The sequence below is a fragment of the Streptomyces sp. NBC_00457 genome (assembly GCF_036014015.1).
Classification (GTDB): Bacteria; Actinomycetota; Actinomycetes; order Streptomycetales; family Streptomycetaceae; genus Streptomyces.
Genome location: NZ_CP107905.1, coordinates 1,784,492 through 1,797,090, shown reverse-complemented (window position 1 = coordinate 1,797,090; position 12,599 = coordinate 1,784,492). Strand labels below are relative to the sequence as shown.

Sequence of the window (12,599 nt, the reverse complement as noted above, 5' to 3'; positions counted from 1 at the left end):
CGAGAATCGGTGGCATGGCGCAGCGAACCGTTCTCGTCGTCCTCTTCGACGGCGTGCAGAGCCTCGATGTCACCGGCCCGGTGGAGGTCTTCGCGGGGGCCGAGAAACACACTCCGGGGACGTACCGCATCCGTACGGCCTCCCTGGAGGGCGTCCCCGTGCGCACGTCCAGCGGCCTGACCCTCGTACCGGACGGGGCCCTGGACTCCGTACCCGACCCGCACACCCTCCTCGTCCCCGGCGGCCAGGGCACCCGCCGCCCGGACGCGCGTCTCACCGACTGGCTGCGCGAGCACGGCCCGCGTGCCGAACGCCTGGTCTCCGTCTGCACTGGGGCGATCCTGCTCGCCGAGGCGGGCCTCCTGGACGGCCGCCGCGCCACGACCCACTGGGCGTACGCCGACAAGCTGGCCTGCGACCACCCGGCCGTGCGGGTCGACGCCGACCCCATCTACATCCGCGACGGACAGGTCTCCACGTCGGCGGGTGTCACCTCCGGTATCGATCTCGCGCTCGCCCTGGTCGAGGAGGACCTGGGACGTGAGGTGGCCCTGACGATCGCCCGCCACTTGGTGGTCTTCCTGCGCCGCCCGGGGAACCAGACCCAGTTCAGCGCTCAGCTCGCCGCCCAGACCGCACAGCGCGAACCGCTCCGCGAGGTCCAGCAGTGGATCACCGAGCATCCGGACGCCGATCTGACCGTCGAGTCACTGGCCGCCCGCGCCCGCCTCTCACCCCGCCACTTCGCCCGCGCCTTCCAGACCGAGACCGGCATGACCCCCGGCCGGTACGTCGACCGCGTCCGCCTCGAACACGCCCGCCGCCTGCTGGAGGACACGAGCGACGGCATCGAGGAGATCTCCCGCACCAGCGGCTACGGCACCCCCGAGGCCATGCGGCGTGCCTTCGTGAAGTCCCTGGGGACGGCCCCGGCCGAGTACCGCCGCCGCTTCCGCCCCGCACCCGCCCAGTGAACGCCCGCCGAAAGGAATCCGATGCAGATCGCCCTGGTCGTGTTCGACCGGTTCACCGCCCTCGAAGCCGTAGGCCCCTACGAGATCCTGTCCCGCACGCCGGACGCGGAGACCGTCTTCGTCGCCAAGGAGGCCGGACCCGTCCGCTCGGACAACGGAGCCCTCGCCCTCATCGCCGACAAGGCCCTGGACGAGGTGCCCAGGCCCGACATCGTGGTCGTGGCCGGCGGTCCCGGTCAGGGCGCGCTGATGGAGGACGAGCGACTGCTGGACTGGCTGCGCGCGGTCGACGCCACCAGCACCTGGACCACCTCCGTGTGCACGGGCTCCCTGCTGCTCGCCGCCGCCGGACTCCTCCACGGCCGCCGGGCGACCTCGCACTGGCTGGCGCTGGAGCAGCTGAAGCGGTTCGGCGCCGAACCGACGGGGGAGTGGGTCGTCTTCGACGGCAAGTACGTCACCGCGGCCGGCGTCTCCTCCGGCATCGACATGGCGCTCACCCTGCTCGGGCGCGTCGCGGGCGACGACCACGCCCAGGCCGTACAACTGGCCACGGAGTACGACCCTCAGCCGCCGTACGACGCCGGGTCGCCGCAGAAGGCGCCCGCGCGCATCGTCGACGCCCTCCGCTCGCGCAGCCGGTTCATCCTGACGTAGTCCAGGTGAAGCGCGGCGGCCTGCGCTCCAGGAACGCGGCGACGCCCTCGGCGGTGTCTCCGCTGCCGCGCGCCTGCTCGGCCCAGTGGGTGTCCCGGTCGGTGCGGCCGTTCGCGAACTCCTTCGCGGCGGCCTGCGTCAGCTGGGAGCGGGAGACCAGGATCCGGGCGAACTCCGTGACCCGCTTGTCGAGTTCGCCCTCGGGCAGCACCTCGTCGACCAGGCCGGTGCGCAGCGCCCGCTCCGCGTCGATCAACTCGCCCGAGAACAGCAGGTACTTGGCCGTCGCCGGACCCACCAGCGACACCAACCGCCGCGTGGAGGACGCCGGATACACGATCCCCAGCTTCGCCGGCGTCACCCCGAACAGTGCGCCCTCCTCGGCGAACCGCAGATCACAGGCCGCCGCCAGCTGCGAGCCACCGCCCACACAGTGCCCGCGAACGGCCGCCAGCGTCGGCTTCGGAAACGCGGCAAGGGCCTCCTCCGCATCCACCGCGAGCCCCTGCGCCTCGTCCGGCGACTCCCGGAGCGTGGAGATGTCGGCCCCGGCACAGAACGTCCCGCCCTCACCGGTCAGCACCAGGGCCCGTACGTCCGGGTCGGCGGCCAGCCGGTCGAGCAGCGGTGGCAGCGACCGCCACATGTCGGCGGTCATGGCGTTGCGCTTGGCCGGGTGACGGATGACGACGGTGGCCACCGAGTCGGTGACACCGTGCAACAGCTGCGGCTCCATGCGCCGGATGCTATCCGCCCGTACAACCCGAAGAGTTTGTGAAGTCGGCACAAGGGGGGTCAGGAGCAGTCCCACAACTGACTGTGTCATACGCCAACGATCAGAACCGCTCGATATCAGCTGACTTCTGTTCAGTCCTCGGGGCCGCGGTGACCGGGTGCCAACACTCAAGGTGTGGTGACAATCGAGCGCAAGGGTGGCGACCGGACCATGGATGACCACGGGCCCGATCCGCTGCCGTACGAGGGGGTCTGGCGGTTCACCGCTCCGGCTGTCGACGTGTCGGTCCCGCAGGCCCGGCACGCCGTGCGTGACCTGCTCTTCCGTCAGGGGGTGCCGGTCTCGGACGACCTGGTCCAGGGCCTGCTGCTGATCGTCTCGGAGCTGGTCACGAACGCCGTGCGGCATGCGGCGCTGCTGTCGCCGATGCTCGCGGTGGAGGTCGCCGTGGGCGCCGAGTGGGTGCGGGTGTCGGTGGAGGACAGCCACCCCTACCGCCCCACCGCCCTGGAGGCCGACCACGGCCAGACGGGCGGCCGGGGGCTGCTGCTGGTGCGCGAGATCGCCCGGGAGGCGGGCGGGGTGTGCGACGTCGAGCACACCGCGAGCGGCGGCAAGGTGATCTGGGCCGCCCTGCCGCTCACCCCCGCGCGCGTGCTGTAACCCCGCTCACCAGCCGGCCGACGGGCCCGTCAGCTCTCTGACCGCGGGACGGGCCGCGTCCAGCACGGTCATGAACCAGGAGGAGAACACGTCCTTCGCGTGCCGCTCCGCCAGCTCGGCGGGGGTCACGAAGGCCGTCGCGCCGACCTCCTCCGGGTCGGGCCGCAGCGGTGCCTGCATCATGCCGACGAAGAGGTGGTTGTACTCCTGCTCCACCAGGCCCGAGGCCGGGTCCGGGTGGTTGTAGCGGACCGTGCCCGCCTCGGCGAGCAGCGAGGGCGAGGCGCCCAGCTCCTCGTACGTCCGCCGGGCCGCCGCCGCGAAGGGGGCCTCGCCCGGGTAGGGGTGGCCGCAGCAGGTGTTGGACCACACGCCGGGGGAGTGGTACTTGCCCAGTGCCCGCTGCTGGAGCAGCAGCCGGCCGTGGTCGTCGAAGAGGAACACGGAGAAGGCGCGGTGCAGCTGCCCCGGCGGCTGATGGGCGGCGAGCTTCTCCGCGGTGCCGATCGTCACGCCCTTCTCGTCGACCAGTTCCAGCAAGATCGCGTCCGCGGTGCCGTTCGACGAGCTGTGCGTCGCGGTGGCAGGTGTGATCGGCATACCCATCCTTCGCATCGGTCTTCGCGCCCCAAGTGTGCCGTACGAATCCGGCACTCCCGGCACTTCGCAGCACGCCCGCATGTCCGCGCCGGGCGCGGGGCCCGGTTGTTGATCGTGCCCGGCGTCCCGGGCGGAGAACCGCCCCGGGTGGGGCTGTGGGAGGGAGGACGCAACCGCGCGCCGGACCGATGCGCTCCATGTGCGCCGGTTACAAATGCGCTGCACGCGCGCGGTTACTCCGATGTGCTTCGCAGGCGCCGGTCTCAGTGGCAGAGCCGTGCCTCGTGCTCCGCGTGACCGTGCGGCTCAAGCTGGAAGGTGCAGTGCTCGACGTCGAAGTGGTCGCCGAGGCAGCCCTGGAGCTCGTGCAGCATCTTCTCGTGGCCGATCGCGTTCAGTACGTCGGAGCGCACGACGACGTGCACGGACAGGACGGGCATGCCGGAGGTGATCGTCCAGGCGTGCAGGTCGTGGACGTCCTCGACGCCGTCGAGGGCCAGTATGTGTGCCCGTACCTCCGCCATGTCGACGTCCTTCGGGGCCGACTCCAGCAGGACGTCGAGGGTCTCGCGCAGCAGCTTCATGGTCCGGGGCACGATCATCAGGCCGATGACCAGCGAGGCGATCGGGTCGGCGGCCTGCCAGCCCGTGGTGAGGATCACGGCCGCGGAGATCAGCACCGCGACCGAGCCCAGCGCGTCCGCGGCCACCTCCAGGAACGCCCCCCGCACGTTCAGGCTCTCCTTCTGACCGCGCATGAGCAGTGTCAGCGACACCAGGTTCGCGACCAGACCGATCAAGCCGAACACGATCGTCAGCCCGCCCTCGGTGTCGGCGGGCGTGATGAACCGCTGGATCGCTTCGTACAGGACGTAGCCGCCGACCCCGAGCAGCAGCAGACAGTTGGCGAGGGCGGCGAGGATCTCGGCGCGGGCGTATCCGAAGGTGCGGTTGCCGGTGGCCGGGCGGCTCGAGAAGTGGATCGCGAGGAGGGCCATGCCGAGGCCCAGCGCGTCCGTCGCCATGTGCGCCGCGTCGGCGACCAGGGCGAGCGAATCGGCGACGATGCCGCCGATGATCTCGACCACCATGACGCCGAGCGTGATGGACAGCGCGACGCGCAGTCGGCCGCGGTACGCGGCGGTCGCCGTACCGCCGGCGGCTGCGCCGTGCGCATGCCCGTGATCGTGCCCAGCCCCCATGGCAGCAGCCCTCCTGTGTTCGTCCGGGATCACAGTGAACTACGGGCGGGGGGTATCGGGCAACGCTGCACTGAACACCGTTGTCATATGCCCTGACCTGCGCAAACGAAGTGCAGGTCAGTCGGCTGACGATCGGTTTGAGCCATGCGTGACCGTGTGCCGTTCCCTGTCGCGAATATCCGTTCTGCGACCGCGATTTTGTGTGCCGGGCATGCGATCCGCGATGATGATCACGGCAAAGGCGAAGGCAGATCGTGTCGACCGGACCATGAACGGTCGGTGAACACGACCTTCCCATCATCCGATAGCCTCTGCCGACATGCCGCCCGCCTGGTGCAGCCAAGGGCGCCCCCACCATGTACGTGACCGGCGCGGAGCGTCGGCAGCCCCAGGGAGTGAGTTCGGTTGTCGACCGCCATCCTCACCGGTCAGCCGGTGCCCGGATCGTCGATCGAGGGTGATCTGCGGTCGCTCGGCTTCGAGGTGCGGACCGCGTCCGACGCCGCCGACGCGTCGGCGCTGCTCACCGAGGTCCCCGGTGACCAGCGGGTCGCCGTCGTCGACACCCGCTTCGTCGGCCATCTGCACGCCCTGCGCCTCGGCCTCACCGACCCGCGCTTCCCGCTCGCCGCGATCCCGGGTGCCGTGACCGCCCAGCCCGGCGCCCGTCAGGCGCTGACCCGGGCGATGGCCCGCGAGAACGCCGCCGGAGGCGCGCTGCTGGTGGACAGCCTCGCCGACCGCGTCGCCGCCGCCCTCGACGCCGACGTGCACCGCCCGGACCTCGGCAGCCTCGTCGCCGCCGTCCCGGCCGACCCGCAGGCCCGCAACGAGGCGCGGCAGGCCGTCGCCGCCGTCGACGACGAGGCCGTACGCCTGAAGTCGGCCGTGAAGGCCCGCGACGGCTTCTTCACGACCTTCTGCATCAGCCCGTACTCGCGCTATCTGGCCCGCTGGTGCGCCCGCCGCGGCCTCACCCCGAACCAGGTCACCACCGCCTCCCTGCTCACCGCGCTCATCGCGGCCGGCTGCGCGGCCACCGGCACCCGGGGCGGATTCATAGCCGCCGGCCTGCTGCTCCTCTTCTCCTTCGTCCTGGACTGCACCGACGGACAGCTCGCCCGCTACTCCCTGCAGTACTCGACGCTCGGCGCCTGGCTGGACGCCACCTTCGACCGGGCCAAGGAGTACGCCTACTACGCGGGCCTCGCCCTCGGCGCGGCCCGCGGCGGCGATGACGTCTGGGCCCTGGCGCTGGGCGCGATGGTCCTGCAGACCTGCCGGCACGTCGTCGATTTCTCCTTCAACGAGGCGAACCACGACGCCACCGCCAACACCAGCCCCACCGCGGCCCTTTCGGGCAAGCTCGACAGCGTCGGCTGGACGGTCTGGGTGCGCCGGATGATCGTCCTGCCGATCGGTGAGCGCTGGGCGATGGTCGCGGTCCTGACGGCGGTCACCACGCCGCGCATCACCTTCTACGCGCTGCTCATCGGGTGTGCCTTCGCGGCGACGTACACCACGGCGGGCCGCGTGCTGCGCTCGCTGACGCGCAAGGCCCAGCGCACGGACCGGGCGGCGCAGGCGCTCGCGGATCTGGCGGACTCCGGTCCGCTCACCGAACTGGTCCTCCGCGCGGGGCGTGGCACTTATCCCCGTGGTGGTTATTACGCCGCTTTTGCCGGCGGTCTCCTGGTGGTGATCTCCGCCGCACTTTGGGGCGCCGGATGGCAGACCGCTCTGTGTGCCGTCGCCTACGTCGTCCTGTCCGCCGTCGCCGTCCAGAACCCGCTCAAAGGCGCTCTGGACTGGCTGGTTCCGCCTGTCTTCCGCGCCGCTGAATACGGGACCGTCCTCATCCTGGCGGCTGAATCAAAGGTGAACGGGGCGCTTCCCGCGGCTTTCGGCCTGGTGGCCGCTGTCGCCTACCATCACTACGACACGGTCTATCGCATCCGCGGCGACGCGGGCGCCCCGCCGAAGTGGCTGGTGCGGGCGGTCGGGGGGCACGAGGGCCGGACGCTGGTGGTCGTCGTGCTGGCCGCGCTGCTCACCGGCGCGCAGTTCGAGGTCGCGCTCACGGTCCTCGCCGGGGCCGTCGCCCTGGTGGTGCTCGTCGAGAGCATCCGCTTCTGGGTGGCCTCCCATTTGGGCGGCGCACCCGCCGTACACGACGAAGGAGAACCCGCATGATTGGCCTCGTGCTGGCGGCAGGCGCCGGACGGCGTCTGCGCCCCTACACCGACACCTTGCCGAAGGCACTGGTGCCGGTGGGGCCCGCGGGCATCGAGGGCGAACCGACCGTGCTGGACCTCACCCTCGCCAACTTCGCCGAGATCGGCCTCACCGAGGCCGCGGTCATCGTCGGCTACCGCAAGGAAGCCGTGTACGAGCGCAAGGCCGCCCTCGAAGCGAAGTACGGCCTCACGCTCACGCTCATCGACAACGACAAGGCCGAGGAGTGGAACAACGCCTACTCCCTGTGGTGCGGGCGTGACGCCCTCAAGGACGGCGTGATCCTCGCCAACGGTGACACCGTCCACCCGGTCTCTGTCGAGAAGACGCTGCTCGCCGCCCGCGGCGACGGCAAGAAGATCATTCTCGCCCTCGACAGCGTGAAGTCCCTCGCGGACGAGGAGATGAAGGTCGTCGTGGACCCCGTCAAGGGCGTCCAGAAGATCACCAAGCTGATGGACCCCGCCGAGGCCACGGGCGAGTACATCGGCGTCACGCTCATCGAGGGCGACGCGGCTCCCGAACTGGCCGACGCGCTGAAGACCGTGTGGGAGACCGACCCGCAGCAGTTCTACGAGCACGGCTACCAGGAGCTGGTGAACCGCGGCTTCCGTATCGACGTGGCGCCGATCGGCGAGGTCGACTGGGTCGAGATCGACAACCACGCCGATCTCGCCCGGGGACGGGAGATCGCGTGCCGGTACTGACCAGGCTCATCCCCTCCCCGGTCGTCGTCGACATCCGCCCGGGTGCGCTCGACGACCTGGGCGACGTGCTCGCCGACGAGCGCATCTCGCACTCCGGCAAGCTCGCCGTCGCGGTCAGCGGCGGCTCCGGCGCCAAGCTGCGCGAGCGCATCGCCCCCTCGCTGCCGGGCGCCACCTGGTACGAGGTGGACGGCGGCACCCTCGACGACGCGATCCGGCTGGCCGCCGAGATGAAGGCCGGCCGCTACGACGCGGTCGTCGGGCTCGGCGGCGGCAAGATCATCGACTGCGCCAAGTTCGCCGCGGCGCGGGTCGGCCTGCCGCTGGTCGCCGTACCGACCAACCTCGCGCACGACGGCCTCTGTTCGCCGGTCGCGACCCTCGACAACGACGCGGGCCGCGGTTCGTACGGCGTGCCCAACCCGATCGCCGTCGTCATCGACCTGGACGTGATCCGCGAGGCACCGGCCCGGTTCGTGCGCGCCGGCATCGGCGACGCGATCTCCAACATCTCGGCGATCGCGGACTGGGAGCTGGCGGTCCGGGTCAAGGGCGAGAAGATCGACGGCCTCGCCGCGGCCATGGCCCGCCAGGCCGGCGAGGCCGTGCTCAGGCACCCCGGCGGCATCGGCGACAACGACTTCCTCCAGGTGCTCGCCGAGGCGCTGGTGCTCAGCGGCATCGCCATGTCCGTGTCGGGCGACTCCCGCCCGTCCTCCGGGGCCTGCCACGAGATCAACCACGCCTTCGACCTGCTCCACCCGCGTCGCGCCGCCGCCCACGGCGAGCAGTGCGGGCTCGGCGCCGCCTTCGCGATGTGGCTGCGCGGAGCCCACGAGGAATCGGTCCACATGGCCGAGGTGCTGCGCCGCCACGGACTGCCGGTGCTGCCGGAGGAGATCGGCTTCACGACCGAGGAGTTCATCGAGGTCGTGAAGTTCGCCCCGCAGACCCGGCCCGGCCGCTACACGATCCTCGAACACCTCGACCTCACCACCGACCAGATCAAGGACACCTACGCCGACTATGTCAAGGCCATCGGTAGCTGAACTCCGCCCGGTCGTGCACCCCGCCGGGGTCAAGGACCGGCGCAGCGGTGAGCACTGGGCGGGACGCCTCTACATGCGCGAGGTGTCCCTGCGGATCACGCGTTCCCTGGTGACCACCAAGGTCACGCCCAACCAGCTCACGTACCTGATGACCCTCTGCGGCGTGCTCGCGGCCCCCGCCCTGCTGGTGCCGGGGATCGCGGGCGCCGTGCTCGGCGTGCTGATGGTCCAGCTGTATCTGCTGCTCGACTGCGTCGACGGCGAAGTCGCGCGCTGGAAGCAGCAGTTCTCGCTCGGCGGGGTCTACCTGGACCGGGTCGGTGCCTATCTGTGCGATGCCGCGGTGCTCGTCGGCTTCGGCCTGCGCGCCGCCGACCTGTGGGGTTCCGGGCGCGTCGACTGGCTGTGGGCGTTCCTCGGCACCCTGGCCGCGCTCGGCGCGATCTTGATCAAGGCCGAGACCGACCTCGTCGGCGTCGCCCGCCACCAGGGCGGACTGCCGCCGGTCAAGGAGGCGGCGTCCGAGCCCCGTTCCTCCGGCATGGCGCTGGCCCGCAGAGCCGCCGCGGCGCTGAAGTTCCACCGGCTGGTGCTCGGCATCGAGGCGTCCCTGCTGATCCTGGTCCTGGCCGTCCTGGACACGATGCGCGGCGACCTGTTCTTCTCCCGGCTCGGCGTCGCGGTGCTGGCCGGCATCGCGCTGGTGCAGACCCTGCTGCACCTGGTCTCCATCCTCGCGTCGAGCAGGCTCCGGTGAGCCCCGGGATGAAGGTCGGGGCGGTCATCATCACCATGGGCAACCGCCCCGAGGAGCTCAGGGCCCTGCTCGACTCGGTCGCCAAGCAGGACGGCGACCCGGTCGAGGCGGTCGTCGTCGGCAACGGCTCACCCGTCCCCGACGTCCCCGACGGTGTCCGCACGATCGAGCTGCCCGAGAACCTCGGCATCCCCGGCGGCCGCAACGTCGGCATCGAGGCCTTCGGGCCCAGTGGCCGGGATGTCGACATATTGCTCTTCCTCGACGACGACGGCCTGCTCGCCCACCACGACACCGCCGAGCTGTGCCGCCAGGCCTTCGCGGCCGACCCCAAGCTCGGCATCATCAGCTTCCGCATCGCCGACCCGGACACCGGCGAGACCCAGCGCCGCCATGTGCCCAGGCTGCGCGCCTCCGACCCGCTGCGCTCCTCCCGGGTCACCACGTTCCTCGGCGGCGCCAACGCCGTACGCACCCAGGTCCTCGCCGAAGTCGGCGGGCTCCCGGACGAATTCTTCTACGCACACGAGGAAACCGACCTTGCATGGCGGGCCCTCGACGCGGGCTGGATGATCGACTACCGGTCCGACATGGTGCTGTACCACCCGACGACCGCGCCCTCGCGGCACGCGGTCTATCACCGCATGGTCGCCCGCAACCGCGTCTGGCTCGCCCGCCGCAACCTCCCCGCCCCCCTGGTCCCCGTCTACCTGGCCGTCTGGATGCTGCTCACCCTGCTGCGCCGCCCCACGCGGCCCGCGCTCCAGGCGTGGTTCGGCGGATTCCGGGAAGGCTGGACGACCGAGTGCGGGCCCCGCAGGCCCATGAAGTGGCGTACGGTGTGGCGGCTGACTCGACTGGGCCGACCCCCCGTCATCTGACAAGCTCGGTCCTGAGAGCATCCGGCCGTCACCCACGGCCGCCGGCTCATGCCCTGCCCGCACAGGCTGCGCATCTCGAAGACGAAAGTTTCTTTTGGTGAGTGAGACAACGCACGACGGTGGAGTCGCGGTGAGCGCGGCTCCGTCGCCCGACGAGCGACTGACCGCGGCCCAGCTCGCCGCGAAGTACGGACTGTCCGTGAGCGGCGCCCGCCCCTCACTCGTGGAATACGTCCGCCAGCTCTGGGACCGGCGTCACTTCATTCTCGCCTTCTCCCGGGCGAAGCTGACCGCCCAGTACAGCCAGGCGAAGCTCGGCCAGCTCTGGCAGGTGGTCACGCCGCTGCTGAACGCGGCCGTGTACTTCTTCATCTTCGGCGTCATCCTCGAGGCCGACCGGGGCATGTCCCGCGAGGTGTACATCCCGTTCCTGGTCACCGGCGTCTTCGTGTTCAGCTTCACCCAGAGCTCGGTGCTTGCGGGTGTCCGCGCGATCTCCGGCAACCTCGGCCTGGTCCGCGCCCTGCACTTCCCGCGCGCCTCGCTGCCGGTGTCCTTCGCGCTCCAGCAGCTGCAGCAGCTGCTCTACTCGATGATCGTGCTGTTCGCCATCACCATGATCTTCGGCAGCTTCCCGGACCTGTCCTGGGCCCTGATCGTCCCGGCGCTCGCCCTGCAGTTCCTCTTCAACACCGGCCTCGCGCTGATCATGGCCCGGGCCGGCTCCAAGACCCCGGACCTCGCGCAACTGATGCCGTTCGTGATGCGTACATGGATGTACGCGTCCGGCGTGATGTACTCCATCCCGATCATGCTGGCCGACAAGCCCCAGTGGATCGCCAACGTCCTGCAGTGGAACCCGGCCGCCATCTACATGGACCTGATGCGCTTCGCGCTCATCGACGGCTACGGCTCCGAGAACCTCCCGGACCATGTGTGGGCGGCCGCGCTCGGCTGGTCCGTGCTGCTCGCCGTCGGCGGCTTCGTCTACTTCTGGAAGGCGGAGGAGAGGTACGGCCGTGGCTGAGCAACCGAGGGACGAACGGATCCCCACCGTCATCGCCGACGACCTGAACATCGTCTACCGCGTCAACGGTGCCAAGGCCGGCAAGGGCAGCGCCACGGCAGCGCTCAGCCGCATGCTCAAGCGCGGCGAGGAACGAGGAGTGCGCAAGGTGCACGCCGTGCGAGGCGTGTCCTTCGTCGCCTACCGCGGCGAGGCCATCGGCCTGATCGGCTCCAACGGTTCCGGCAAGTCGACGCTGCTGCGCGCCATCGCCGGCCTGCTCCCCGCCGAGAGCGGCAAGGTCTACACCGACGGCCAGCCCTCCCTGCTCGGGGTGAACGCGGCCCTGATGAACGACCTCACCGGCGAACGGAACGTCATATTGGGCGGGCTCGCCATGGGTATGTCCCGCGAGGAGATCAAGGAGCGCTACGAGGAGATCGTCGAGTTCTCCGGCATCAACGAGAAGGGTGACTTCATCACCCTGCCCATGCGCACCTATTCCTCCGGCATGGCGGCCCGGCTGCGCTTCTCCATCGCCGCCGCCAAGGACCACGATGTCCTGATGATCGACGAGGCGCTGGCCACCGGTGACCGCAAGTTCCAGAAGCGCTCCGAGGAACGCATCCGCGAACTGCGCAAGAGCGCGGGCACGGTGTTCCTGGTCAGTCACAACAACAAGTCGATCCGCGACACCTGCAACCGCGTCCTGTGGCTGGAACGCGGCGAGCTGCGCATGGACGGACCTACTGAAGAGGTCATCAAGGAGTACGAGAAGTTCACGGGCAAGTAGTCCACCCGGATCCGGGCGAAAGGCCCACCACGCTTCGCAGGGCCCCGCAGGAACCCTTCCGGCGGGGCTCCGCGTCTGCAAAGGAAACGTCAACTTCGGTCGACCCTAGGAATCTTGGTGCCAATCGGTGTGTTCTTGTGATGCGCAGGACACCCCGACGGACCATGTTGCGTTGTACAACGTAAGCTGTACCGGTCCCGATAAGCGGCAAGTGGGGCGATAGTACGCGACACCCCTACGCCGGGGCAGCCGCGCTGAGGACCGGGTGGCGTGTCCGAAATAGTGCGTATTGGGTCGACGGTGTAGAACGGGAGATGTGACGGCAATGGCTACGGAAAC

The 12,599-nt window shown here is 70.2% G+C and carries 13 protein-coding genes; 10 read left to right on the top strand and 3 right to left on the bottom strand.

The window, feature by feature from the left end:
• Positions 1–14: 14 nt before the first annotated feature.
• Positions 15–974 carry a GlxA family transcriptional regulator gene (locus OG828_RS08360; protein ID WP_328500668.1) on the top strand — a complete coding sequence of 320 codons (960 nt, stop codon included), beginning with the start codon at positions 15–17 and terminating at the stop codon, positions 972–974.
• A gap of 21 nt (positions 975–995) precedes the next feature.
• Positions 996–1,631 (top strand): DJ-1/PfpI family protein, encoded by a 636-nt coding sequence (locus OG828_RS08355; RefSeq protein WP_328500667.1) that lies wholly within the window; start codon positions 996–998, stop codon positions 1,629–1,631.
• Here the strand turns inward: OG828_RS08355 and OG828_RS08350 are convergent.
• The gene (locus OG828_RS08350) at positions 1,618–2,367 is read right to left on the bottom strand and encodes an enoyl-CoA hydratase/isomerase family protein (RefSeq protein ID WP_328500666.1); all 750 of its coding nucleotides are present in this window, start codon (positions 2,365–2,367) and stop codon (positions 1,618–1,620) included. The genes OG828_RS08355 and OG828_RS08350 overlap by 14 nt on opposite strands.
• A 174-nt stretch (positions 2,368–2,541) precedes the next feature.
• On the opposite strand from OG828_RS08350, the gene OG828_RS08345 reads away from it, so the two are divergent.
• Positions 2,542–3,030 (top strand): ATP-binding protein, encoded by a 489-nt coding sequence (locus tag OG828_RS08345; RefSeq protein WP_328351891.1) that lies wholly within the window; start codon positions 2,542–2,544, stop codon positions 3,028–3,030.
• Between the two features lie 6 nt (positions 3,031–3,036).
• On the opposite strand, the gene idi is transcribed toward OG828_RS08345, so the two are convergent.
• Both idi and OG828_RS08335 read right to left on the bottom strand, forming a co-directional pair.
• Positions 3,037–3,630, bottom strand: coding sequence for an isopentenyl-diphosphate Delta-isomerase (idi, locus tag OG828_RS08340; protein ID WP_210575369.1), 594 nt, complete (start codon positions 3,628–3,630; stop codon positions 3,037–3,039).
• Between the two features lie 263 nt (positions 3,631–3,893).
• Positions 3,894–4,832 carry a cation diffusion facilitator family transporter gene (locus OG828_RS08335; protein ID WP_328351885.1) on the bottom strand — a complete coding sequence of 313 codons (939 nt, stop codon included), beginning with the start codon at positions 4,830–4,832 and terminating at the stop codon, positions 3,894–3,896.
• A 405-nt stretch (positions 4,833–5,237) separates the two neighbouring features.
• On the opposite strand from OG828_RS08335, the gene OG828_RS08330 reads away from it, so the two are divergent.
• The 7 genes from OG828_RS08330 to OG828_RS08300 all read left to right on the top strand — a co-directional run bounded on the left by OG828_RS08330 (position 5,238) and on the right by OG828_RS08300 (position 12,260).
• The gene (locus OG828_RS08330) at positions 5,238–7,025 is read left to right on the top strand and encodes a DUF5941 domain-containing protein (protein WP_328500665.1); all 1,788 of its coding nucleotides are present in this window, start codon (positions 5,238–5,240) and stop codon (positions 7,023–7,025) included.
• Complete coding sequence (locus tag OG828_RS08325; protein ID WP_328351879.1) at positions 7,022–7,774, top strand: phosphocholine cytidylyltransferase family protein; 753 nt, start codon at positions 7,022–7,024, stop codon at positions 7,772–7,774. Before OG828_RS08330 ends, OG828_RS08325 begins: the two co-directional genes overlap by 4 nt.
• Positions 7,762–8,823, top strand: coding sequence for an iron-containing alcohol dehydrogenase family protein (locus OG828_RS08320; protein ID WP_328351876.1), 1,062 nt, complete (start codon positions 7,762–7,764; stop codon positions 8,821–8,823). Before OG828_RS08325 ends, OG828_RS08320 begins: the two co-directional genes overlap by 13 nt.
• Positions 8,801–9,580 carry a CDP-alcohol phosphatidyltransferase family protein gene (locus OG828_RS08315; RefSeq protein WP_328351874.1) on the top strand — a complete coding sequence of 260 codons (780 nt, stop codon included), beginning with the start codon at positions 8,801–8,803 and terminating at the stop codon, positions 9,578–9,580. Before OG828_RS08320 ends, OG828_RS08315 begins: the two co-directional genes overlap by 23 nt.
• A complete protein-coding gene (locus tag OG828_RS08310) occupies positions 9,577–10,461 on the top strand; it encodes a glycosyltransferase family 2 protein (protein WP_328351872.1) in 885 nt (294 codons plus the stop codon). The genes OG828_RS08315 and OG828_RS08310 overlap by 4 nt, the downstream gene beginning before the upstream one ends.
• Before the next feature lie 97 nt (positions 10,462–10,558).
• A complete protein-coding gene (locus tag OG828_RS08305) occupies positions 10,559–11,488 on the top strand; it encodes an ABC transporter permease (RefSeq protein ID WP_328351870.1) in 930 nt (309 codons plus the stop codon).
• The gene (locus tag OG828_RS08300) at positions 11,481–12,260 is read left to right on the top strand and encodes an ABC transporter ATP-binding protein (RefSeq protein ID WP_328351867.1); all 780 of its coding nucleotides are present in this window, start codon (positions 11,481–11,483) and stop codon (positions 12,258–12,260) included. Before OG828_RS08305 ends, OG828_RS08300 begins: the two co-directional genes overlap by 8 nt.
• Positions 12,261–12,599 lie beyond the last annotated feature (339 nt).

Bases quoted from the DNA above. Each gene is read 5' to 3' on its own strand.
- OG828_RS08355 (WP_328500667.1), top strand. From the start codon at position 996: ATGCAGATCGCCCTGGTCGTGTTCGACCGGTTCACCGCCCTCGAAGCC.
- OG828_RS08360 (WP_328500668.1), top strand. From the start codon at position 15: ATGGCGCAGCGAACCGTTCTCGTCGTCCTCTTCGACGGCGTGCAGAGC.
- OG828_RS08335 (WP_328351885.1), bottom strand. From the start codon at position 4,832: ATGGGGGCTGGGCACGATCACGGGCATGCGCACGGCGCAGCCGCCGGC.
- OG828_RS08350 (WP_328500666.1), bottom strand. From the start codon at position 2,367: ATGGAGCCGCAGCTGTTGCACGGTGTCACCGACTCGGTGGCCACCGTC.
- idi (WP_210575369.1), bottom strand. From the start codon at position 3,630: ATGCCGATCACACCTGCCACCGCGACGCACAGCTCGTCGAACGGCACC.
- OG828_RS08315 (WP_328351874.1), top strand. From the start codon at position 8,801: ATGTCAAGGCCATCGGTAGCTGAACTCCGCCCGGTCGTGCACCCCGCC.
- OG828_RS08325 (WP_328351879.1), top strand. From the start codon at position 7,022: ATGATTGGCCTCGTGCTGGCGGCAGGCGCCGGACGGCGTCTGCGCCCC.